This window comes from Streptomyces sp. NPDC000075, assembly GCF_040301925.1.
GTDB lineage: Bacteria > Actinomycetota > Actinomycetes > Streptomycetales > Streptomycetaceae > Streptomyces > Streptomyces polychromogenes.
This window is the reverse complement of record NZ_JBEPFL010000047.1, coordinates 16,023-38,159: the sequence shown is the minus strand read 5'-3', so window position 1 is coordinate 38,159 and position 22,137 is coordinate 16,023. Positions and strand designations below refer to the sequence as shown.

General features: G+C 73.9%; 21 protein-coding genes. 6 read left to right on the top strand and 15 right to left on the bottom strand.

Features of this window, described 5'->3' with window-relative positions; translation table 11 throughout:
• Positions 1-6: 6 nt before the first annotated feature.
• Entirely contained in the window at positions 7-1,224 is a 1,218-nt protein-coding gene (locus tag ABT403_RS35370) for a cytochrome P450 (RefSeq protein WP_344169283.1), read from the top strand.
• 6 nt (positions 1,225-1,230) lie between these two features.
• On the opposite strand, the gene ABT403_RS35365 is transcribed toward ABT403_RS35370, so the two are convergent.
• Positions 1,231-2,805, bottom strand: a complete 1,575-nt coding sequence (locus tag ABT403_RS35365; RefSeq protein ID WP_344169286.1) for an ABC transporter permease — start codon at positions 2,803-2,805, stop codon at positions 1,231-1,233.
• Positions 2,802-3,713, bottom strand: coding sequence for an ABC transporter ATP-binding protein (locus tag ABT403_RS35360; RefSeq protein ID WP_344169289.1), 912 nt, complete (start codon positions 3,711-3,713; stop codon positions 2,802-2,804). The genes ABT403_RS35365 and ABT403_RS35360 overlap by 4 nt, the downstream gene beginning before the upstream one ends.
• A 63-nt stretch (positions 3,714-3,776) precedes the next feature.
• Here ABT403_RS35360 and ABT403_RS35355 point away from each other — a divergent pair, with 63 nt between their 5' ends.
• Positions 3,777-4,271: a GbsR/MarR family transcriptional regulator gene (locus tag ABT403_RS35355; protein WP_344169293.1), complete on the top strand. Its 495-nt coding sequence runs from the start codon at positions 3,777-3,779 to the stop codon at positions 4,269-4,271.
• Positions 4,272-4,323: 52 nt separating this feature from the next.
• Here ABT403_RS35355 and ABT403_RS35350 read toward each other — a convergent pair whose 3' ends face one another.
• Positions 4,324-4,962, bottom strand: a complete 639-nt coding sequence (locus tag ABT403_RS35350; protein ID WP_344169296.1) for a diacylglycerol kinase — start codon at positions 4,960-4,962, stop codon at positions 4,324-4,326.
• 373 nt (positions 4,963-5,335) lie between these two features.
• Between ABT403_RS35350 and ABT403_RS35345 the strand changes: the two genes are divergently transcribed.
• Entirely contained in the window at positions 5,336-6,619 is a 1,284-nt protein-coding gene (locus ABT403_RS35345; RefSeq protein WP_045945791.1) for an adenylosuccinate synthase, read from the top strand.
• Between the two features lie 57 nt (positions 6,620-6,676).
• Here the strand turns inward: ABT403_RS35345 and ABT403_RS35340 are convergent, their stop codons facing one another.
• Together ABT403_RS35340 and ABT403_RS35335 are read right to left on the bottom strand one after the other, a co-directional pair.
• A complete protein-coding gene (locus tag ABT403_RS35340; RefSeq protein ID WP_344169393.1) occupies positions 6,677-7,747 on the bottom strand; it encodes a serine hydrolase domain-containing protein in 1,071 nt (356 codons plus the stop codon).
• Positions 7,748-7,905: 158 nt separating this feature from the next.
• Positions 7,906-8,577, bottom strand: a complete 672-nt coding sequence (locus ABT403_RS35335; protein ID WP_344169303.1) for a DUF4097 family beta strand repeat-containing protein — start codon at positions 8,575-8,577, stop codon at positions 7,906-7,908.
• 223 nt (positions 8,578-8,800) lie between these two features.
• On the opposite strand from ABT403_RS35335, the gene ABT403_RS35330 reads away from it, so the two are divergent.
• Together ABT403_RS35330 and ABT403_RS35325 are read left to right on the top strand one after the other, a co-directional pair.
• Entirely contained in the window at positions 8,801-9,538 is a 738-nt protein-coding gene (locus ABT403_RS35330) for a GbsR/MarR family transcriptional regulator (protein WP_344169306.1), read from the top strand.
• Between the two features lie 101 nt (positions 9,539-9,639).
• The gene (locus tag ABT403_RS35325; protein ID WP_344169309.1) at positions 9,640-10,137 is read left to right on the top strand and encodes a carboxymuconolactone decarboxylase family protein; all 498 of its coding nucleotides are present in this window, start codon (positions 9,640-9,642) and stop codon (positions 10,135-10,137) included.
• Between the two features lie 10 nt (positions 10,138-10,147).
• Here ABT403_RS35325 and ABT403_RS35320 read toward each other — a convergent pair whose 3' ends face one another.
• The 5 genes from ABT403_RS35320 to ABT403_RS35300 form a co-directional block, all read right to left on the bottom strand.
• Positions 10,148-11,023, bottom strand: a complete 876-nt coding sequence (locus ABT403_RS35320; protein ID WP_344169312.1) for an alpha/beta hydrolase — start codon at positions 11,021-11,023, stop codon at positions 10,148-10,150.
• A gap of 172 nt (positions 11,024-11,195) precedes the next feature.
• Positions 11,196-12,398: a kynureninase gene (kynU, locus tag ABT403_RS35315; protein WP_344169315.1), complete on the bottom strand. Its 1,203-nt coding sequence runs from the start codon at positions 12,396-12,398 to the stop codon at positions 11,196-11,198.
• Positions 12,391-13,239: a tryptophan 2,3-dioxygenase family protein gene (locus tag ABT403_RS35310; RefSeq protein ID WP_344169318.1), complete on the bottom strand. Its 849-nt coding sequence runs from the start codon at positions 13,237-13,239 to the stop codon at positions 12,391-12,393. Before ABT403_RS35310 ends, kynU begins: the two co-directional genes overlap by 8 nt.
• Positions 13,240-13,368: 129 nt before the next feature.
• Positions 13,369-13,782, bottom strand: coding sequence for a DUF3151 domain-containing protein (locus ABT403_RS35305; RefSeq protein WP_344169321.1), 414 nt, complete (start codon positions 13,780-13,782; stop codon positions 13,369-13,371).
• A gap of 4 nt (positions 13,783-13,786) precedes the next feature.
• Positions 13,787-14,941, bottom strand: coding sequence for a CE1758 family FMN-dependent luciferase-like monooxygenase (locus tag ABT403_RS35300; protein WP_344169324.1), 1,155 nt, complete (start codon positions 14,939-14,941; stop codon positions 13,787-13,789).
• A gap of 239 nt (positions 14,942-15,180) precedes the next feature.
• Between ABT403_RS35300 and ABT403_RS35295 the strand changes: the two genes are divergently transcribed.
• On the top strand, positions 15,181-16,506 hold the full coding sequence (locus ABT403_RS35295; protein ID WP_344169327.1) for an IS701 family transposase: 1,326 nt from the start codon (positions 15,181-15,183) through the stop codon (positions 16,504-16,506).
• Here the strand turns inward: ABT403_RS35295 and ABT403_RS35290 are convergent.
• The 5 genes from ABT403_RS35290 to pyrE form a co-directional block, all read right to left on the bottom strand.
• Complete coding sequence (locus ABT403_RS35290; protein ID WP_344169330.1) at positions 16,479-18,434, bottom strand: helix-turn-helix domain-containing protein; 1,956 nt, start codon at positions 18,432-18,434, stop codon at positions 16,479-16,481. The genes ABT403_RS35295 and ABT403_RS35290 overlap by 28 nt on opposite strands.
• A 94-nt stretch (positions 18,435-18,528) precedes the next feature.
• Entirely contained in the window at positions 18,529-19,236 is a 708-nt protein-coding gene (locus ABT403_RS35285) for an AfsR/SARP family transcriptional regulator (protein ID WP_344169333.1), read from the bottom strand.
• Positions 19,237-19,324: 88 nt separating this feature from the next.
• Positions 19,325-20,074, bottom strand: coding sequence for a ScbR family autoregulator-binding transcription factor (locus ABT403_RS35280; protein WP_344169336.1), 750 nt, complete (start codon positions 20,072-20,074; stop codon positions 19,325-19,327).
• Positions 20,075-20,269: 195 nt separating this feature from the next.
• Entirely contained in the window at positions 20,270-21,292 is a 1,023-nt protein-coding gene (fbaA, locus tag ABT403_RS35275) for a class II fructose-bisphosphate aldolase (protein WP_344169338.1), read from the bottom strand.
• Between the two features lie 304 nt (positions 21,293-21,596).
• Positions 21,597-22,136 (bottom strand): orotate phosphoribosyltransferase, encoded by a 540-nt coding sequence (gene pyrE, locus ABT403_RS35270; RefSeq protein ID WP_344169341.1) that lies wholly within the window; start codon positions 22,134-22,136, stop codon positions 21,597-21,599.
• Between the last annotated feature and the right edge of the window lies 1 nt (position 22,137).

The following is a 22,137-nucleotide window of genomic DNA, read 5'->3' as shown; positions in this document are numbered from 1 at the left end:
GCCGGGATGGGTTTTGATCCTTGGGACGCCGCCTTCGTCGCCGATCCGTACCCGGCCTACCGGGAGTTGCGGGAGCGGGGGCGGGCCGAGTGGTCGGAGGCGACCGGGCAGTGGCTGGTGTCGCACTACGCCGACGTGAGCGCGCTGCTGCGCGACCGCCGGCTGGGGCGGACGTACCTGCACCGGTTCAGCCACGAGGAGTTCGGGCGCGAGGCGCCGCCGCCGGAGCACGAGCCCTTCCACGTGCTCAACGGGAACGGGCTGCTCGACCTGGAGGATCCCGCGCACGGGCGGGTGCGGCGGCTGGTGTCGAAGGCGTTCACCCCGCGCACGGTGGAGGCGCTCGCCCCCGCCGTGGAGCGGCTGGCGCGGGAGCTGGTGGCCGGGCTGCTGGCCGACGGGGGCGGGGATCTGCTCACGGCCGTCGCCGAGCCGCTGCCGGTCGCGGTAATCGCGGAGCTGCTGGGGGTCCCGGAGGCGGACCGGGGGCTGCTCAGGCCCTGGTCGTCGGACATCTGCGGGATGTTCGAGCTGCGGCCGGACGCGGAGACCGCGCGCCGGGCGGTGGTGGCCAGCGTGGAGTTCAGCGCCTATCTGCGGGAGCTGATCGCCGAGCGGCGCCGGCGGCCCGGTGCGGATTTGATCTCCGCGCTGATCGCCGCCCACGATGAGGGAGGCCGGCTCAGCGAGCAGGAGATGATCTCCACCTGCGTCCTCCTGCTGAACGCCGGACACGAGGCGACGGTCAACACCACCGTCAACGGCTGGTGGGCCCTCTTCCGCAATCCCGGACAGCTCGCCGGGCTGCGCGCGCTCCCCGGATCCCCCGGTCCGGAAAAGTTGTCCACAGCTGTGGATGAACTCATGCGCTACGACACCCCGCTCCAGATGTTCGAGCGGTGGGTCCTCGACGACATCGCGATCGGGGACACCGTCATCCCGCGCGGCGCCGAGATCGCCCTGCTCTTCGGCTCCGCGAACCGGGACCCCGCGCGGTTCACGGACCCGGACGTCCTGGACCTCGGGCGGGCCGACAACCCGCACCTGACCTTCGGCGCCGGCATCCACTACTGCCTGGGCGCCCCGCTGGCCCGCCTGGAACTGGCCTCCTCCTTCGGGGCCCTGCTGGACGAGAAGGTCCCGCCACTGCGGCTCGTACGGGAGCCGCAGTGGCAGGACGGCTACGTCATCCGGGGCCTGCGGGAGCTGCTGGTCGAGTTCTAGAGGGAGCTACGCCGTCAGGTCGCGGCGGCGCAGGGCCGCCAGACCGGCCGCCGTCAGGGCCGCCGCCACGGCGGTGAGGACCAGGAGCGGCGCCGGGTCCCAGCCCCCGGGGCCCGGCAGCCTCGGCAGGTGGGCGAAGGGCGAGAGGTCCAGCACGCCCCTCGGCAGCTCCAGGGCGGGACCCAGCCAGCCCAGCGCCAGCGCGGCCCCGGCCACCGCCCACGCTGCGGCCGCGTACCGCGGCACCGCCCCGTACAGCAGGGCGGCCAGCCCGCCGAAGACCCACACCGCCGGGAGCTGCGCCAGGCAGGCGCCCACCGTGGCGGCCAGGTCCCCGCCGTGCCCGAGGCCCAGTCCGAGCCCGGCCAGGAGCAGGATCAGGGCCGGCCCCGCGAAGGCGACGGCCAGGTGGCCCCCGGCCCAGCGCAGCCGGCCGAGGGGGTGCGCGAGCAGCGGCTCGGCGCGCTGCGAGGTCTCCTCGCCGTGCAGCCGCAGGACGCAGGAGACGGCGAACAGCGCGGCGGCCATGCCCAGCAGCCCCGCCATCGCGGCGAGGAAGGCGTCGGTCAGCCCGCCCCGCCCGCCCATCCGCTCGATGATCTCGCGGGTGCGCTCGTTGCCGCCGACCACCTCGGCGACCCCGTCCGCCATCCCCCCGAAGACCACCCCGGCGGTCAGGAAGCCCGCGCTCCAGCCGAGTACGGCCCCCCGCTGGAGCCGCCGGGCCAGCGCCCCCGCCGAGCCGAGGCGCCCCTCGGCCGGCCCCGGCCGGGCGGGCAGGAGGCCCGCGCCCAGGTCGCGGCGGCCCGCCAGCGCGTAGGCGGCGGACGTCAGCGCCACCGCCCCGGCCGCGAACAGGCCGAGCACCCACCAGCGTTCGCCCGCGAAGGCCCGTACGTTCTCCAGCCAGCCCAGCGGGGAGGCCCAGGTCAAGGCCGACCTGCCGTCGGGGACCCCGGCGTCGCCCGCCGACCGCAGCACGAACGCGGCCCCCAGCACGGCCGCCACCAGCCCCTTCGCGGCCCGGGCGCTCCCGGTCAGCTGGGCGGCGACGGCCGCCACGGCCGCGAACAGCAGCCCCGCCCCGGCGATGCCCAGGCCGAGCGCGAGAGCCCCCGCCGCGCCCCGCCCCGCGAGCCCGCCGGCGATCAGCAGGGCCACGGCCGCGTCGGCGGCGAGCGCGGCCAGCAGGGCGGCCGTCAGCGGGGCCCGGCGGCCCACCACCCCGGAGCAGAGCAGCTCGTGACGGCCCGTCTCCTCCTCCTCGCGGGTGTGCCGCACGACGATCACCAGGCTCATCACGGCGGCGAGCACCGCCCCGTACACCCCGGCGCGCCACGCGGTGAGGGCCCCGAGGGACTCGCCGAACACCGGCCCGTACAGGGCCCGCATCGAGCCGTCGGCGTTCATCGAGGCGGCGACGGAGGCCCGTTCGGCCCCGGTGGAGTACACGGCTCCGAGCGAGCGGGGCATGCTCACCACCAGCAGCCCGGCCGCCAGCACCCAGATGGGCGCCGTCACCCGGTCGCGGCGCAGCGCCAGCCGCAGCAGCGTCCCGGTGCCGGTCAGCGGCCCGTTCACCGTCCGCTCACCCCGTCCGGCCGGCCCTCCGGGGCGTAGTGACGCAGGAAGAGTTCCTCCAGCGTGGGCGGGGTCGCGGTCAGCGAGCGGACGCCCGAGGCGGTGAGGGCGCGCAGGACGGCGTCCAGCCCGCCGGTGTCGGCCTGGAGGCTGATCCTCCGGCCGCGCACCTCGACGTCGTGGACGCCCGGCAGGTGCGCGATGCCGTTCGGCGGCCCGGCGAGCTCGGCGGTGATGGACGTACGGGTGAGGTGGCGCAGGGCGGTGAGGGTGCCGCTCTCCACGGTGCGGCCGGCGCGGACGATGCTGACCCGGTCGCAGAGGGCCTCGACCTCGCTGAGCAGGTGCGAGCTGAGCAGGACGGTGCGGCCTGCGTCGCGGGCCTCGGTGACGCAGCGCCGGAAGACCTCCTCCATCAGCGGGTCGAGCCCGGAGGTGGGCTCGTCGAGGACGAGCAGTTCCGCGCCGGAGGCGAAGGCGGCGACCAGGGCGACCTTCTGGCGGTTTCCCTTGGAGTACGTCCGGCCCTTCCGGGCCGGGTCGAGTTCGAACCGCGCGACCAGGTCGTCGCGCCGGGCCCGGTCGAGGCCGCCGCGCAGGCGTCCGTACAGGTCGATGACCTCGCCGCCGGTGAGGTCCCGCCAGAGGGTGACGTCGCCGGGGACGTAGGCGACGCGGCGGTGGAGGGCCACGGCGTCGGCCCACGGGTCGCCGCCGAGCAGGGTGGCGGTCCCGGCGTCGGCGCGCAGCAGGCCGAGCAGGATCCGCAGGGTGGTGGACTTGCCGGCGCCGTTGGGGCCGAGGAATCCGTGGACCTCGCCGGTCGCGACGTCGAGGTCGAGCCCGTCCAGGGCACGGGTGCGGCCGAACGCCTTGCGGAGCCCGGCGATGCTGATGGCCTTCGTCATGACTCCGAACGTACGCTTATTTCACAAAGTTGTGAAGATAGCGAATCGCGTAAAATCCATGACGTGACGATCGACGACGACGGAACACGGGACGGGGAAGCGGTCTCCCGCTTCGTGGAGCGGTTCGCCGCGCAGCTCACCGAGGCGGGCATGCAGCGCATGGCCGCCCGGGTCTTCGCCTGCCTGCTCGCCAGCGACGGCGGCGCGATGACCTCGGCGGAGCTCGGCGCGGCCCTGCGGATCAGCCCGGCGGCGGTATCGGGCGCCGTCGCCTACCTGGCACAGATCAACATGGTCAGCCGGGAGCGCGAACCGGGCTCCCGCCGGGACCGCTACGTGCTCCACAACGAGCTCTGGTACCAGACCTTCACCCGCCGGGACCAGGCCCTCGCCCGCTTCGAGCAGACCCTGCGCGAGGGCGCGGACAACCTCGGCAGGGACACCCCGGCGGGGGCGCGGGTGGCGGAGACGGCGGCGTTCTTCGCCTTCCTCGAGCAGGAGATGCACGGCGTGATGGACCGCTGGCGCGCCCACCGGGCCACCCTCGGCCTCCCGTAGCCGCCCGGCACCCCCGCCCGGCACCCCCGCCGGGCGGGGCCGGGAGCCGGCGTCAGCCCCGTGGCAGCGTCAGGGACCAGGCCCCCGGGTGGCGGGTCCAGGTGCGGCGGCGGACCGGGGGGCCCGGCGGGGCGTGGTCGGCGCGGTAGCGGAACGCCGCGCCGGGGCCCGCGACGGACACCGTCACCGTCTCCCCGGCCCCCGCCAGCGGCGCGCCGCCCGGGAACCGGACCACCACCCGCGCCGGCCCGCCGTCCTCCCGGGTCCGCACCGCCACGTCCTCCACCGGGCGGCCCTCGTCCACCAGCACCACCCCGTCGACCTCCACCCGCAGCGACTGCACCGGCCGGCCCGCGTCCCGCGCCGTAGCCGGAGCGGGCAGCAGGGTCCGCAGCAGCGACCGGTACCCCCCGGCACGCCGGACGGCCGGCGCCGGGGGCGCGGCGATCCGCAGCCCGCCCAGGACCACCGCGCCGCACTCGTCCACCAGCAGGTCGCGCGGCCGGGTCACCCCGTCCAGCGCGGCCCGCGCCGCGAACACCGCCGACAGCGGCACCCCGAGCGAGCGCGCCAGAGACAACGACCCCGCCGGCCCCACCGGCACCAGGGAGACCGCGCCGTCCCCCGCCCCCGGCTCCCCGTGCAGCAGCCCCACGGCCCGCACCAGCGCCCCGTCGTCACCCACCACCACCGGCCGCCGATGACCCCGGCGGGCGAGTGCCCGCGCGAATTCCTCCTGCGAATCCGGGAGGCAGATTTTCGCCGCCGCCCCCGCTGACAACACATCCTTCGCGATTCGCACGGACTCGCCGTCAAGACGGCGGGCGACCGGGTCGACGAGCACCAGCAGACCGCCTACCGGCGCGCCCGCATGGCTCATGGTGGGCTCTGGAGCCGACACCTCGGTCCTTCCTCGGGTAGCATCTTTGTGCAAGAGGCCCTTGCGCTATTGCGCCAGGGCCTTCGTCTATTCCGGGGCACCGGTCCGACGGCTCAGCCTGCGGTGTACATCGTCGTACGCCCCCTGACCTTGGACATGCCCCATCCGGAAGAGGTGTACGCCTGTGCCCGCTCTTGTGCTGCTCGGAGCTCAGTGGGGTGACGAGGGCAAGGGAAAGGCCACCGACCTGCTCGGTGGTTCCGTTGACTATGTGGTGCGCTACCAGGGCGGCAACAACGCCGGCCACACGGTGGTCGTAGGCGACCAGAAGTACGCGCTGCACCTCCTCCCCTCCGGCATCCTCTCCCCCGGATGCACGCCGGTCATCGGCAACGGCGTCGTCGTCGACCCGGCCGTCCTGCTCTCCGAGCTGCGCGGCCTGAACGAACGCGGCATCGACACCTCCAAGCTGCTCATCAGCGGCAACGCGCACCTCATCACGCCGTACAACGTCACCCTCGACAAGGTCGGCGAGCGCTTCCTCGGCAAGCGCAAGATCGGTACGACCGGCCGCGGCATCGGCCCGACCTACGCGGACAAGATCAACCGCGTCGGCATCCGCGTCCAGGACCTGTACGACGAGTCGATCCTCAGCCAGAAGGTCGAGGCGGCGCTGGAGAACAAGAACCAGCTGCTCGCCAAGCTGTACAACCGCCGCGCCATCGAGGTCGACGCGATCGTCGAGGAGATGCTGCAGTACGCGGAGCAGATCAAGCCGTACGTCGCCGACACCACTCTGATCCTCAACAACGCGCTGGACGAGGACAAGGTCGTGCTCTTCGAGGGCGGCCAGGGCACCCTGCTCGACGTCGACCACGGCACGTACCCCTTCGTCACCTCCTCGAACCCGACCGCCGGCGGCGCCTGCACCGGCACCGGCGTGGGCCCGACGAAGATCAGCCGCGTCATCGGCATCCTCAAGGCCTACACCACGCGCGTCGGCGCCGGCCCGTTCCCGACCGAGCTGTTCGACGAGGACGGCGAGGCGCTGCGCCGCATCGGCGGCGAGCGCGGCGTGACCACCGGCCGTGACCGCCGCTGCGGCTGGTTCGACGCCCCGATCGCCCGCTACGCGACCCGCGTGAACGGCCTGACGGACTTCTTCCTCACCAAGCTCGACGTGCTGACCGGCTGGGAGGAGATCCCGGTCTGCGTCGCGTACGAGATCGACGGCAAGCGCGTCGAGGAGCTGCCCTACTCGCAGACCGACTTCCACCACGCGAAGCCGATCTACGAAACCCTCCCGGGCTGGTCCGAGGACATCACCAAGGCCAAGACCTTCGCCGACCTGCCGAAGAACGCGCAGAACTACGTGAAGGCCCTGGAGGAGATGTCGGGCGCCCCGATCTCCGCCATCGGCGTCGGCCCCGGCCGCACCGAGACCATCGAGATCAACTCGTTCCTCTAAACGGGACGGCGACGCCGAGGGGCGGGGCACGCATCGCGTGCCCCGCCCCTCGGCCGTTCAGAACACCTCGGCGACGAGCCTCTTCTGGGCCTCCGCGAACAGCGCCCCCACCTGCATCATGTCGAGCCGGGCGGCCCCGCAGGTCAGCGAGGCGGTGAAGGTCGTGGTGCCGTCCGGCGAGCTGAACATCAGCGCGCCCCAGCCCCACATGCCGCCGTTGTGGGTGTAGACGGTGCGGCCGTCCTCCGTCTCCTGCACGAACAGTCCGAGGCCGTAGTTCAGCTTGGGGTGCGGGGTGCGCATCTCGTCCAGCAGCCCGGCGGGCAGGATCCGACCGCCCATCAGGGCGGAGATGAAGACGTGCAGGTCGCGGGTGGTCGAGATCATGTCGCCGGCGGCGGAGATCCAGGAGGGGTTCGAGCGGGTGACGTCGAGCGTCTTCCACTCGTCCGCGTCCTGGTAGGCGTACGTGGCGTGGGCGTGCGGCTCGGGGATCTCCGGCGAGTCCTCGGGCACCACGGTGCCCGTCAGGCCGAGCGGGGTGAGGATCCGGCGCCCCATCTCCTCGGCGAACGGGCGGCCGGTGACCTTCTCGACCAGCAGGCGGGCGAGGACGTAGTTGGTGTTGGAGTAGCTCCAGTCCGTGCCCGGCTCGAACCGCGCGGGCCTGGACAGGGCCAGCCGGACGAGCTCCTCGGGCCGGTAGGTGCGCAGCAGGTTGTCCACCCACTCCTGGCCCTCCCAGGCGATGCCCGGGGCGGTCGTCCCGTCCTCGTAGTACTCGCCGGTGAAGTTGAAGAGCCCGCTGGTGTGCTGGAGCACCATCCGCAGCGTGATGCGGGGGTCGAGCTCGTACTCGGGGAGGTGCCCGGCGACCGGGCCGTCGAGTTCGAGCAGGCCGTCCGCCACCAGGAGCAGGACGAGGGTCGCGGTGAAGGTCTTGGTGTTGCTGCCGATCCGGAAGTGCCCGTCGACCGGCGGCCGCTCCGCGGAGCCGGGCACGGCGACCCCGGCGCTGCCGGTCCACTCGCCGCGCGGGTCGTTCACGCGCAGCTGGGCCCCGGCCCAGCCGGAGTCGACGATGTCCTGGAGGGCCTGCTGGAGCTCGGGGCGGTGGGTGTCGGACATGGTGGTGCGCTCCTCTGGGTGGGCTGCCGGGCGTGCTAAGTGGGGTGGATCCGTCGTACGGGCGGTGCCGGTGGTGCGGGTGGTGCGAGTGGCGCCGGTGGTGCGGGCGGTGCCGGTGGTGCGGGCGCGGTGGGTTCTGCCGCCGTCCACGCGGGGCCTCAGTTGCTGCGGGCGGTGATGTCGCCGTAGGAGGTGGTCGCGCGGATGGTCAGGGCGGCGGCGGAGCCCTCGGTGTTGTTCAGCGCGTTGTGGATCCGGCCGTAGCCGGTGCCGGCGTCGAGGGTGGCGGAGACCCCCTGGGCGGCGGAGACCGAGATGGCGCCGTACCGGGTGGTCAGGGTGAGCGCGCCCCGGACGGCCTCGGCGACGGTGATGTCGCCGTTCTGCGTGTCGATCTCCGCGGGGCCGTTCAGGCGGCCGAGGCTGATGTCCCCGGACTGGAGGGTCAGCCGGGCGGAGGCGGCCTCCTCCAGCTCGACCCGGGCCTGCGCGCCCTCGAAGACCACGTCGCCCAGCGGGCCCGCGCCCTGGAACTCGGCGGCGGCCACGATCGCGGTGACGTGGGAGCCGGCCGGAAGCTGGACGGTGACGTCGACGGAGCCGGAGTGGCCGAGGACCTGGCTGCGGGCGGGGGCGGCGGCGATCCGCAGGACCCCGTCGCGGAACTCGACCGTGGTCTCCTCGGCGGCCTTCACGTCCCGGCTCCGGGAGGCGTCCACCGGGCGGACCTCGACGGTGGCGTCGGACCGGTCGGCGGCGATCAGCCGGATGCGTCCGGCGGGGATGTCGAGGACGGTCGAGACGGCGGTGGTGGCGGCGAACTTCTGCATCGTGGGCTCCTGGGCTCCGAGTCGTTTCTGACAGGAGAAACGCTAAGTTGCGTTCGCGAGACTGGCAACGCACTCGTTGCGCAAGGAGTCTGTTTTTGCAGCTCAGAGCCTTGAAATCGTTGCATCGGTTCCAAACCGAACGCAACGAAACCCAAGGATTCATTGCAATGAACTGGAGCTGAACGCTATGCTGGCCCCGCCACGGACCACCAAGGAGGCCGCAATGCCCGGAGGCAGACTCACCCAGCCCGAACGCCAGCAGATCGCCCTCGGGCTGGCCGACGGACTCGCCTACGCCGAGATCGCCCGACGGCTCGACCGTCCGACCTCGACCGTGACCCGCGAGGTCATGCGCAACGGCGGCCCCACCGCCTACCGCGCCGACCTGGCCCACCGGGCCACCGAGCACCGCGCCCACCGCCGCAAGCAGGCGGCGCCGCGCGGGGCGGAGGCACCGCCGCTGGCCTATGGGCGCGACGCGGACGCGGTGGCCGCGTACGAGGAGGTGTTCACGACGGTCCTGATCGCGACGGGCACGCCGAAGATGATGGCCCGCGTCATGACCTGCCTCTACACCAGCGACTCCGGCAGCCTCAGCGCGGCGGAACTCGTCCAGCGGCTCCAGGTCAGCCCGGCGTCCATCTCCAAGGCGATCGCCTTCCTGGAGAGCCAGGGGCTCGTCCGCCGGGAACGCGACGAACGCCGCCGCGAGCGGTACGTCGCCGACAACGACGTCTGGTACCAGTCGATGATCGCCAGCGCCAAGGGCACCGCCCACCTCGCCGAAACCGCGCGTCAGGGCGTGGGCGTCTTCGGCGCCGCCACCCCGGCCGGCGCCCGGCTGGAGAACATCGCGCGGTTCGTCGACTTCGTCTCCGAGAGCATCACCCGCGCGGCGGAACAGGCCCGCGAGATCCTCCACACCAAGCCGGAGCCGACGGATCCGGAGGACGGCGCCTGAGGGTTCCCCGCCCCGGCCCGTCACATCGGCGCGCTCCCGCGCGTCAGTGCGGTGAAGGCCGCCGCGCAGGGCGGCGGCCGTCCCCCCGGGAGGAACCCGCCATGACGGACACCCCGACCACCCCGATCTCCCGCATGCCCGACCCGGGCGCACACGTGCCGGAGCTCGCCGACATCAGCGCCGCCCTCTTCCGCGCCACCGGCAACCGGTCGGTGCCGCGCAGCACGATGAGCCTCGTCCACCTGCGGGCGGGGCAGATCGTCGGCAACACCTACCTGACGGTCCTGAACACCGGCTTCCTGCGCAAGGCCGGAGTGTCCGAGGAGCGGATCACCTCGGTCGCCTCCTGGCAGGACTCCCCGTACTTCGACCCGGCCGAACGCGCCGCCCTCGCCCTGGTGGAGGCCACCTTCCAGCCCGCCGCCCCGGGCCGGGAGCGGGTCTCGGACGAGCTGTACGCCGAGGCCGCGCGGCACTACGACGAGAAGGCGCTGGCCACCCTGACCATCGCGATCGGCCAGATCGGCTTCTTCATCGCCCTGGCCGTCATCGGCAAGCCGCAGCCGGTGGAGACGCTGGCCGCCCGGCAGTGGGACTGAGCTCCGGCCCCTACCAGGCCAGCTGCGAGATCTCCTCCGCCACCACCGCGCAGGCGTCCGCCGCCGGGTCGATCAGCGGGAAGTGGCCCACCCCCTCGACCATGGTCAGGCCGACGATCTCGCCCGCCCTGGCCGCGGCGGCCGCGTACGACTCCGCCACGGCCGGCGGGACCACGATGTCCTCGCGGCCCTGGACGACGGTCGTGGCGATCCCCGTCGGGAGGAGCGAGGCGGGGTCCGCCGACGGGCGGCGGGCCTCCCAGTGGGCCGGTCCGCCCAGCAGCTGGGCGGAGGCGCCGCCGCAGACGCCGAGCTCCTCCGCGACCTCGAAGTCCGCGATCGGGGCCAGGGCCACGACCCCGCGCAGACCCGGCGGGGCGGACAGCCGCCACGGGGAGCCGGGCGGCAGGACGTGGCGCGCGGCCGCCCACAGGGCCAGGTGCCCGCCCGCCGAGTGGCCCGTGACCACCGTCCGGCGCGGGTCGGCGGCGGGCAGGGCGGCCGCGAGGAGGCCGGGCAGGGCGTCCATGGCGGCGGCGACGTCGTCGAAGGTGTCCGGCCAGCGGCCCGCCACCGGGCCCTCGGCCCCCTGGTGCGGCAGTGAACTCCCGCGCCGGTACTCCACGTTGGCGACGGCGAAACCGCGCCTGGCCAGGAAGTCCGCGAAGGGGGTGATGTGCTGACGGTCGTACGGGGCGCGCCAGGCGCCTCCGTGCAGGACGACGACGAGCGGGGCCGGGCCGCGGGAGTCCCCGCGCGGGGCGTAGAAGTCGACGACCTGGTCCGGGTGTTCCCCGTAGGCGGCGCTCGCGTCCGGTGCGACCGGGGGGTGTGCGAAGGCCGAGGCGGCCTCGGCGGCGTCCCGTTCGACTGCGGGGTCCGTCATCGGCTCGACCTCTCGGTAACGCGTGTGACAGCGGGGACAGATGTTCCGGTGTATCCGGCAGAGCGGGACCGTATCAGGCCGCCACGTGCCCCTAGCCGCCGGGACGAGCCCGCACGGAGGCGGGCGGAGCCGTAGCCCCGCCCGCCCCGTGGTGTGACGTTTCGCTACCGCGTCACCCGAAAATGTGACCCAGCGTGCGCGCCGCGCGTTCCGCGTCGGCGAATCCGACGTACAGCGGGGTGAACCCGAAGCGCAGGACGTCGGGGGCGCGGTAGTCGCCCACGATGCCCCGGGAGATGAGCTCCGTCATCACCGCGCGGGCGTCGGCCGTGCGCAGGGAGACCTGGCTGCCGCGCTCGGCGTGCGCCTGCGGGGTGACCACCTCGACCAGGCCCGGCGGGACGTACGCCGCCACGCAGTCGAGGAAGAAGTCGGTCAGGGCCAGGGACTTGGCGCGGACGGCCTCGACGTCCACACCCTCCCAGGCGTCCAGGGCCGACTCCAGCGCCAGCATGGACAGGATGTCCGGGGTCCCGACGCGCGCCCGGGCCGCGCCCCGGGCGGGCGTGTACTGCGGCGTCATCGCGAAGGGTTCGGCGTGGCTGTTCCAGCCGGGGAGCGGGCTGTCGAAGGCATCCTGGTGGCGCTCGGCCACGTACAGGTACGCCGGGGCGCCGGGGCCGCCGTTGAGGTACTTGTACGTGCAGCCGACCGCGAGGTCCACGGCGTGCGCGTCGAGGCCGACGGGGAGGGCTCCGGCGCTGTGGCAGAGGTCCCAGACGATCAGCGCGCCCGCGGCGTGGGCGGCGGCGGTGAGGGCGGGCAGGTCGTGGAGCCGGCCGGTGCGGTAGTCCACGTGGTTGAGGAGCACCACGGCCGTGCCCTCGTCCATCGCGCCCGCCGCCTCGGACGGGTCGACGGGCACGAGCTCCAGGCCGGTCATCCGGGCGGCGGAGGCGGCGATGTAGCCGTCCGTCGGGAAGGTGGTGGCGTCGACGAGCATCCTGGTGCGGCCGGGCGCGGCCAGGCGGGCGGCGCCGACGAGGGCCTTGAACAGGTTGACGCTGGTCGAGTCGCCGACGGTCACCTGGCCGGGGGCGGCGCCGACGAGCGGGGCGATCCGGTCGCCGATCCGCTCGGGCGCGGTCCACCAGCCGCTCTCGTCCCAGGACCGGATGAGCAGCTCGCCCCACTGGCGCCCGACCACGTCGGCCACGGCGCCGGGCACCCCGGCCGGCAGGGCGCCGAGGGAGTTGCCGTCGAGGTAGACGACGCCGTCGGGGAGGGTGAAGCGCTCGCGGTGCTTGCCGAGCGGGTCTTCGGCGTCCAGGCGGGCGGCGCGGGCCTGGAGGTCCGTGAGCATCGCGTCAGACATGGCTGCGGGCCGTCCAGAGCTCGGGGAAGACGTTCTTCGCGGCGCGCTTCTCCAGCCAGGCCACCCCGGCGGAGCCGCCCGTACCGGTCTTGGCGCCCATCGCGCGGCGGGTGGCGACCAGGTGGTCGTTGCGCCAGCGCCAGACCAGCTCGGCCACGTCGGTGAGGACCTCGCCGAGGCGGTGCAGGTCGGCGTGGGCGCCCGTCGGGTCGGCGTAGAGCTCCGTCCAGACGGCCTCGACGGCGGCGGAGGGCTCGTACCGCTGGGACAGGTCCCGGTCCAGGACCGACTGCGGGACGGGCAGGCCGCGGCGGGCGAGCAGGCGCAGGGTCTCGTCGTAGAGGCCGGGCTCGTGGAGGGCCTTCTCCAGCTCGGCGTGGACGCGCGGGGCGCCGCGGTGCGGGACCAGCATGGACGCCGACTTGTCGCCGAGGAGGAACTCCATCCGGCGGTACATCGCGGACTGGAAACCGGAACCCTCGCCGAGGGCGCCCCGGTAGGCGTTGAACTGCGCGGGGGTCAGGTGGGCCAGCGGCCGCCAGGAGTGGTTGAGCGCCTCCAGCTCCCTGAGGGATCGTTTCAGCGCGTCCATCGCCACCGGGATGTCGTCCTCGCGCAGGGCGCGGGCGGCGGTCTCCCACTCGTGGACGATGACGGTGAACCACAGCTCCATGACCTGGGTCGTGACCAGGAAGACCATCTCGCCCGGATCGTCGGAGCGCAGGTGCTGGAGGTGGGTGAGGACGTCCGCCTGGACGTAGTCCTCGTACGGGGTGGTGCCGTCGAAGTCGAGGTTCGGGGTGTCCGAACCGGCTCCGGAGGCATCAAGGGCGTGCGACATCGCTGTCTCCTCGACACGTGCTTCCGGGTAGCGGTCCGCTCCTTCCGATTGGGTAAGTGGAGCCCCGGTCCCCTGCATCGCATCATAAACAGGAGATCCGGGGCGCCTCTAGGGCACTCGGCCCGGCCGTTACGCGAGCGTGTCCGCCGCCGTCGGCGAGGAGTCCCGCAGGAAGGTCGAGCAGCGCTCGTACTCGTCCTTCTCGCCGATGGCCTGGGCCGCCCGGGCCAGGGCGTGCAGGGCGCGCAGGAAGCCGCGGTTCGGCTCGTGCTCCCACGGCACCGGGCCGTGGCCCTTCCAGCCGGCGCGGCGCAGCGAGTCCAGGCCGCGGTGGTAGCCCGTACGGGCGTACGCGTACGACTCGACGGTCCGGCCGGCGGCGAAGGCCTCGTCGGCGAGGGCGGCCCAGGCGAGGGAGGAGGTCGGGTGCGCGGCGGCCACCTCGGCGGGGGCGGTCCCGGCGGCGAGGGCCTCGCGGGGCGCGGGCTCGTCGGGCAGGTGGGTGGGGGCGGGGCCCCCGAGCAGGTTCTGGTGAATCGACATGGGATCAGTGTGTCCGACGCGGCCGGGCGGCGGGGGCCGGGTGATCGGCGGGCGCCGTGTGGACGGAGGCCGTCCGGGCGGCGGGGGCCGCGGGCCGGCCGCCCGCCGCCGGGTGGCGGGGCGGCGCGGGGGCGGTGGGCGGGCGGCTCGCGGCGAGCTCGCGGCGCAGCACCGGGACGATGTGCTCGCCGAGGATGTCGATCTGCTCCAGCGCCGTCTCCAGCGGGATCCCGGCGTGGTCCACGGCGAAGAGCTGGCGCTGGCAGTGCCCGTAGGCCTCCCGGTGGCCAAGGATCTTCTCGATGACCTCGCCGGGACTGCCGACGGCCAGCGGGGTCCGGGCCGCGCACTCCTCCAGGGACCAGTGCCCCGCGTGGGCCGGCGAGCGGTCGAAGTACGGGCGGAACTCGCTCAGCGCGTCCTGTGAGCGGGCCCGGACGAACAGCTGGCCGCCGAGTCCGACGACGGCCTGCTCGGGGGTGCCGTGGCCGTGCTCCGCGTAGCGGGTGCGGTAGAGCCCGATCAGGCGGGCGTAGTGCTCGACGGGCGCGAGGAGGTTGGCGGCGAAGAAGCCGTCGCCGTAGTACGCGGCCCGCTCGGCGGCCTCCGGGGAGCGCACCGAGGCGTGCCACACGAAGGGCGGTACGCCGTCCAGCGGGCGGGGCGTGGAGGTGAAGCCGTCCAGACGGGCGCGGGAGCGGCCCCGCCAGTCGACGTCGGTCTCGCGCCAGAGGCGGTGCAGCAGGGCGTAGTTCTCACGGGCGAGCGCGAGGGCCTCGCGGAGGTCCTGGCCGAACCAGGGGTAGACGTCGGGAGTGTCGCCGCGGCCGGCGATCAGGTCGAGGCGTCCGCCCGCCAGGTGCTGGAGCAGCGCGTACTCCTCGGCGACGCGCACCGGGTCGTTGGTGGTGATCAGGGTGGTGGCGGTGGAGAGGATCAGCCGCCGGGTGCGGGCGGCCACGTACGCGAGCAGCGTGGCCGGGGAGGAGCAGACGTAGGGCGGCCTGTGGTGCTCGCCGGTGGCGAAGACGTCGAGGCCCGCCTCCTCGGCGCGGACGGCGAGGGCGGTCATGGCCCGGATCCGCTCGTGCTCGGTCGGCATGCGGCCGGCCCGGGGATCGGGTGCGAGCTCGCCGACGGAGAAGATGCCGAACTGCACGCCGCCCCTCCCGCCCGCTCGCGCCGTCCGCGCCGGCGCCATGCGTCCCGACCGTGCCCGATCTGCGGTGATCCGGCCAGGTCCGGGCCGGCAGTCCGTCAAGTCTCCGGGGGGTGGTGGGGACCCCACCACCCCTCGGGCGAGCGCGGTGACCGGCACACCTCCCCCAACGGGGGTTCCTCGTCGGACGGTAGAGGGGCAGTGGACGCACGCCGAGGGGGCATGTCGTGAAAGCGGTCATGAGCAGCACCACAACCATGAGCGGCACCAGCACCATCACGGGGGACGTGACGGGAGCGGGGAGGGGGACCGGAACGGGGACGGGGACGGGAAGCGGGACGGGGACGGGAAGCGGAACGGGGACGGGAAGCGGGTACGGGAACGGCGGCGGGACGGGGCGGCCGGATCCGGCCCGGGAGGCGGCCCGGGAGGCGGCCGACGACCTGTGCGCCGTCGTCCTGTCCTCACTACGCCGCAAGGACCAGCGGGAGAAGGGCCGGCAGTACGTACGGGGGCTGCTCGCCCTCCCCGGCCGCAAGTCGATGCGCGGGATCGCGGGCCAGGTCGGCGGCGGGGCGGCCGAGCAGAGCATGCACCACTTCATCTCCAGCTCCACCTGGGACTGGCAGCCGATCCGCGCCAACCTCTCCCGGTTCCTGGAGGCGGCCAGTCCGCTGACGGCGTGGGTGGCGCAGCCGATGGCCATCCCGAAGGGCGGGGAGCACTCGGTCGGCGTGGCCCACCGCTTCGACCCGCACCAGGGCCAGATGTTCCGGGGGCAGCAGGCGTTCGGGACCTGGTTCGCCTCGGCCGCGCTGGCCACACCGGTGGGCTGGGAGATGTACCTGCCGGAGGAGGAGCACGCGCAGGAGCACGCCCCGGGGGCCGCGGGCGAGCACAGCGCGCGGGCCGCGTACGAGGAGGCCGCGGCGGCCGCCGTGATCTCGACGGTGCGGCGCAGCGGGAGCCCGGTGCGGCCGGTGGTGCTGGACATCCGGCAGATCGGGACGCGCTCCACGATGAACCGTTTCGCCGAAGCCGGGCTGCCCGTCATCGCCCGGGTCGGCCCCTCCACCCCGCTGCTCGTCACCGATCCGGCGCTGCCCGGGCACGGCGCGGGCGTCCGCTGCGCGCGGGACGTCCTGCAGTCGGTGAAGGGGCTCAGCACGCCGGTGGAGTGGACCGACCCGGACCCGGCGGCCGGCGGCGGCCGGCACCGCAGCACCCTGGCGGTCGCGGTGCGGGTGATGATGCCCGACCCCTCCCCGGCCCGCCGGCGCCACCTGCTGCTGGTCGGCGAGTGGACGGACCCGCGCCGCGCTCCGTCGCAGATGTGGGTGACGGACCTGGTGCGGCTGCCGGTGGGACCGCTGCTGCGGCTGACCAAGCAGGGCCGGCGGGTGGCCTTCGCCGCCGAGCACAGCGGACAGGAGGCGGGGCTGCGGGACTTCGCCGGGCGGGCGCTGCCGGGCTGGCACCGGCACGTCACCCTGGCCTCGGTGGCGCACGCCGCCCGCGCGCTGACGGGGACGGAGGGCTACGGGGCCTCGTACGGGGCCGCGTAGGGAGAGGTCCCCGGCCGGCGGGCGTCGGTGCGGCGGTCGTGGAGGACGGTACGGGTCCTGCGCAGCCGCAGCGCCATCTGGATCTCCAGCGCCCGGGCGGGCTTCTGCCAGTCGGGGCCGAGCAGTTCGGCGATGCGCTCCAGCCGGCGGGAGACCGTGTTGGGGTGGACGTGCAGCGCCTCGGCGGCGTGCGTGGGGCTGGCCCCGGAGGCGAAGTACGCCTCCAGGGTGCGGGTCAGCTCGGTCGGCCGGTCGGTGTCGTACTCCAGGACGGGGCCGATGGTGCCGGCGATGTACGCCTCCACGTCGTGGTCGGCGGACAGCAGCAGGCCGAGGAAGCCCAGTTCGCGCAGGGAGGCCGTGCCCCCGGCCCCGCCGAGGGCGGTCAGCGCGTCGAGGCAGCGCACCGCCTCGGCGTAGACGCGGGCCACCTCGCCGGGGCCGCCGGTGGGTCCGGCGGCGCCGGTGGACACCGCGTGACCGAGCAGCGGGGACAGCTCGCCGGAGGCCCGGTGGGCGGCGGCGGAGGCGTCGGTGCCGGGCAGCACGAGGACGATGCAGCCCCGGCGGACCCCCTTGAGGCCGCCCATCCGGTACGCGTACGAGGTGGCCCAGGCGACGGCCTTGCCGAGCTCGCCGCCCTCGGGCCGGGCGACGACGACCACGTGCGGGCGGTCGAGGTCGATGCCGAGCCGGCGGGTGCGTTCGAGCAGGTGCGGGTCGACGGAGTGCGGCCGGTCGAGGAGGTCGGCGAGGAGTTCGTCGTGGACGGGCCCCTCGGCGGCGGCGGTGCCGCGCTGGATGAGCATCAGGCAGGCCACGGACTGGGCGGCCAGCTGGAGCAGCCGGACGTCCTCGTCGGCGAGCGGGGCCGAGGCGCTGAGCAGCAGCACCCCGAGGTCCTCGGCCCCGGCCAGGACGGGGGCCAGCCACAGGTCGCCGGGCAGCCGGACGGGGCGCCGGTCGGTGAGCGCCTGGAGGGCCCCCTTGGTGACGTCCTCCTCGTCCAGGCCGGGCAGTTCCCCGGTCGCCGTCAGCGGCCGCCCGCCCGGGTCGCGTACCTGGAGCACCCCGTCCAGCGCGTCGGCCGTGGCCCGGGCGAGGGTGGGCAGCCCGGCGCCGTCCAGGACGAGCCCGGCGAGCCGGGCGTGGCACTCCCACAGGTAACGGACGCGGGTGAGGGCGGTGTTCGTGCGCGAGCCGAAGGCCTCCAGCTCGCTCACCTGGTCGCGGGTCTGCTCCAGCAGCCGGGCCTTCTCGATGGCGACGGCGGCCAGGTCGGCGAGGGAGAGCATGATGCCGATCTCGTCCGGCGTGAACTGCCGTACGGCGCGGTCGGAGCCGTAGAGGGCGCCGAGCGTGGAGTCCCCGCGGCGCAGCGGGACGGCGATGATCGCGTGGAGGCTCTCCGCCTCGACGACGGCGTCGATGCCGGGGGCGTGCGCGATGGTGGGGTCGGCGAGGTAGTCGGGGGTCCACACCGGGGAGCGGCGGGCCTGCGCGATGCTGCCGAGGCCGCGCCCGGTGCCGAGTTCGAGACCCACGTTGAGGGCGGTCGTCTCGCCCTCGGAGGTGCGGACGTACGCCGATCCGTCCGGGCGGCTCAGGGACAGCCAGGCCATGTCGAAGCCGAGGAGACGGCGGGCGCGGCGGGTGATCAGGCGGAGCAGGCCGTCGATGTCGAAGGGGGACGTCAGGTCGTGCGCGGTGTCGACGAGCGCGGTGAGGGCGGCCTCGCGCTGCCGGCTGCGGCTCGCGCGGGCCTGGACCGAGCGGGCCAGTTCCAGGGCGCGGGTGAGCCCGTCGAGGGCGGCGTCGTCGGCTCCGGCCGCGCGCGCCTCGGTGAGCAGCGCGTCGTACCGGTCCGGCGGGGCGTCCTGGGCGAGCAGTTCCAGTACGGCCAGTGCGCCCGCGTCGTCCCCGCGCATCCTGCGCCCCCTCCGACCAGCCGTTTTCCCCGCGTCCCGTCCCGAACCTAGGTTCCGGGCGGCGGTGGGTCAAGCAGGGGCCGAAGGCGGGCCGTCAGCGGCGCACCGCCCCCGCGAGGGGGATCCCGGGGGCGGGGAGGGCGGCGCGCAGGGTGGTGACGCGGGCTTCGGCCCGGCGCAGGGCCGCCAGGTAGGCGCCGTCGGGGCGCTGGCCGCCGGCGCCGCGCAGGCCCGCGAGTTCCAGGAGCAGTTCGCCGTGGTGGCCGAGGGCGAGTTCGGCCTCGACCCACTGGCCGAGCACGGTGAGCCGGTCGGCCTCCAGGGAGGCCGTGCGGCCGCGCAGCCAGGTCCCGGCGTCGATGCCGTCCAGGGCGGGGCCGGTCCACAGGTCGAGGGCGCGGCGCAGCCTTAAGGCCGCCTGCGCGAAGTCCCCGCGGCCCATGGCCCGGTAGCCGGCTCCGGCCTCCCGTTCGAACTCGCGGACGTCGCAGCGGCCGCCGCCGGTGTCGAGGAGGTAACCGCCGGGCCGGGCGCACAGAACCGTCTCCGGGGTACGAACCGAGCCGGCCCCGAGCGCCTCCGCGAACCGCTCGCGCAGCCGGCGCACGGCGGTGTGCAGGACGGCCCGGGAGTCTTCGGGCGGGGTGTGGCGGGTGAGCTCGTCGGCGAGCACGCAGACCGGGACGAGGCGGTCGGGACAGGCCGCGAGGGCGGCCAGGACGTGCCGGGACGCCGCGGTGGGGGCGGTGATGGGCACACCGTTCTCGGTGACCCGAGGTGTGCCGAGTACCTCAATGTCCACAGTGTTCTCCCTGGGCAGGCGAGCAAAAAAATCATACCCGGAAGGATCTTTTTGGGAAGAGGGCGGGGCGCGTGGCGGACGGGACGTCTCAGACCGTGGGACCGCCGTCCTCGACCTGCGCGCATCCGTCGCCGTCGCCGCCGCCGGCCGGGAGCACCCCGTTCGCGCAGCCGACCCGGCAGGGGTGGACGCCCTGCGGCCCGTAGAGCGCCCGCGCGCCGCGCCCGGGGGCGCTGTCCAGCCGGATCGCCACGGCGGGGACCACCACGTTCGGCATCACGTGCGTGTAGAGCTCGGCGACCTGGGCGTCCAGGTCGAGGCCGAGGGTGTGCGACATGGTGTTCAGCCCCGCGTACGCGCCGACGATCAGCCGGGCGGGGACGACCGGGTCCACGCCGGGCAGCAGCTCCCCGCGCCGCCGGGCCTCGGACAGCACGGCCGCGTTCAGCTCGATCCAGGTCTCATAGGGCGTCACCCGGTCGAGGTGGGGGCCCGTCTGGTCCAGGGTCAGCCGGGCGCTCGCCCGGATCAGCACCTCGTGCCGCATCTGGTGCGAGAAGACCATGCCGATGTCGATGAACTCCTGCGCCTTGTACTGCTGCGGCAGGGCCTGCGGCTGCCCCTGGTTCTGGGCGTCTATGACGGACTGGGCCAGGCCCTCCTTCGACTCGAAGTGGAAGTAGAGGGCGCCCTTGGTCACCTTGGCGATGTTGACGATGTCCGAGAGCTTGGCCGCGTCGTAGCCGTGCTCCTCGAACACCACGGCCGCCGCGTCCAGGATGGCGCGGCGGGTGCGCACCGCCCTGTCCTGCTTGACCTGGGGTCGCTCTGTCCTCATATGTGGCGTCGCCTCTCCTGACCCGCCGGCTTTACATTCCCACGGGTACGTTTCTGCTGGGTTGATTCCACACCATCGCCCGGGCGGACGTCCACCGGCGTATGTCACCTCACGCGCACGGAAAAGGGGGTCCGCCCGTCCGTTTCCGGACGGGCGGACCCCCTTCGAGGCCCGGGGCGCTGGGAGCGCCGGGGACTACTTCAGCTTGGTACCCGTGGAGCGCAGGTCACCGCAGGCCTGGAGGACGCGCTTGGCCATGCTCGCCTCGGCCAGCTTGCCCCAGGTGCGCGGGTCGTAGGTGTTCTTCTTGCCGACCTCGCCGTCGACCTTCAGGACACCGTCGTAGTTGCGGAACATGTGGTCCGCGACGGGGCGGGTGAAGGCGTACTGGGTGTCGGTGTCGAGGTTCATCTTCACGACGCCGTTCTCCAGCGCGGTGGCGATCTCCTGCTCGGTGGAGCCGGAGCCGCCGTGGAAGACGAAGTCGAACGGGCTGGCCTTGCCGTACTTCTCGCCGACGCCCTGCTGGAGGTCCTTGAGCAGCTCGGGACGCAGGACGACGTTGCCGGGCTTGTAGACGCCGTGCACGTTGCCGAAGGAGGCGGCCAGCAGGTAGCGGCCCTTCTCGCCCAGGCCCAGGGCCTCGGCGGTGCGGATCGCGTCCTCGACGGTGGTGTACAGCTCGTCGTTGATCTCGTGGCTGACGCCGTCCTCCTCGCCGCCGGTCGGGGTGATCTCGACCTCGAGGATGATCTTCGCGGCGGCGGCCTTGGCGAGCAGCTCCTGGCCGATGGCCAGGTTGTCGGCCAGGGTCTCGGCGGAGCCGTCCCACATGTGCGACTGGAAGAGCGGGTTCAGGCCCTTGGCCACGCGCTCGGCGGAGATGTCGAGCAGCGGGCGGACGTAGCCGTCCAGCTTGTCCTTGGGGCAGTGGTCGGTGTGCAGCGCGACCGTGATGTCGTACTTGGCGGCGACGACGTGCGCGAACTCGGCCAGGGCGACCGCGCCGGTCACCATGTCCTTGTTGTACTGGCCGCCCAGGAACTCGGCACCGCCGGTGGAGATCTGGATGATGCCGTCGCTCTCGGCCTCCGCGAAGCCGCGCAGCGCAGCGTGCAGGGTCTGGGTCGAGGTCACGTTGATGGCCGGGTAGGCGAACTTGCCTGCCTTCGCCCGGTCGAGCATCTCGTTGTAGACCTCGGGGGTTGCGATGGGCATCTGTCCGCTCCTTGGATGTGCGGGGAGTGTGCTTATTGCGGGCCCTGACCTGGGGGCGACGTCAGACGTCGCGCCTATCTTTCCAGACTCGGCGCATCACTCCACCCCGCGTGACGGCCCTCGTACGGCGAGAAGGGCCGGGTGTTTCACGTGAAACACCCGGCCCTTCCGAAAAGGTGCAGGTCAGGAGCGGAGCTTGGGCTTCCGGGGACCTTCGTCACCAGTTGCGCCGAAGCCGCTCCGTGACCGCGTCACCACCCCTTCGCGACCACGATCCGAGACGTCCGGGCCGCCCGGGGGAGGGTCAGACCAGGCCCAGGTCTCCGAGCTCGTACCCGGTGAGGTAGGGCAGGCCCGCGCCGGCGATGGCCTCGGCCGCGCCGCGGTCCACGATGGTGGCGACGGCGACGACCTCGCCGCCGGCCTCGCGGACCGCCTCGACGGCGGTCAGCGGGGAGCCGCCCGTGGTGGAGGTGTCCTCGACGACCAGGCAGCGCCTGCCCTTGACGTCCGTGCCCTCGATCCGGCGCTGCATGCCGTGCGCCTTCTGCGCCTTGCGGACCACGAAGGCGTCCAGGCGGCCGCCGCGCGCGGCGGAGGCGTGCAGCATCGAGGTCGCGACCGGGTCGGCGCCCAGGGTCAGACCGCCGACGCAGTCGAACTCAAGGTCGGCGGTCAGGTCGAGCATGACCTGACCGACCAGCGGGGCGGCCTCGCCGTCGAGGGTGATGCGGCGGAGGTCGATGTAGTAGTCGGCCTCCTTGCCGGAGGAGAGGGTCACCTTGCCGTGCACGACGGCCTTGTCCTTGATCTGCTGCAGAAGCGCATCACGTACGTCACTCATG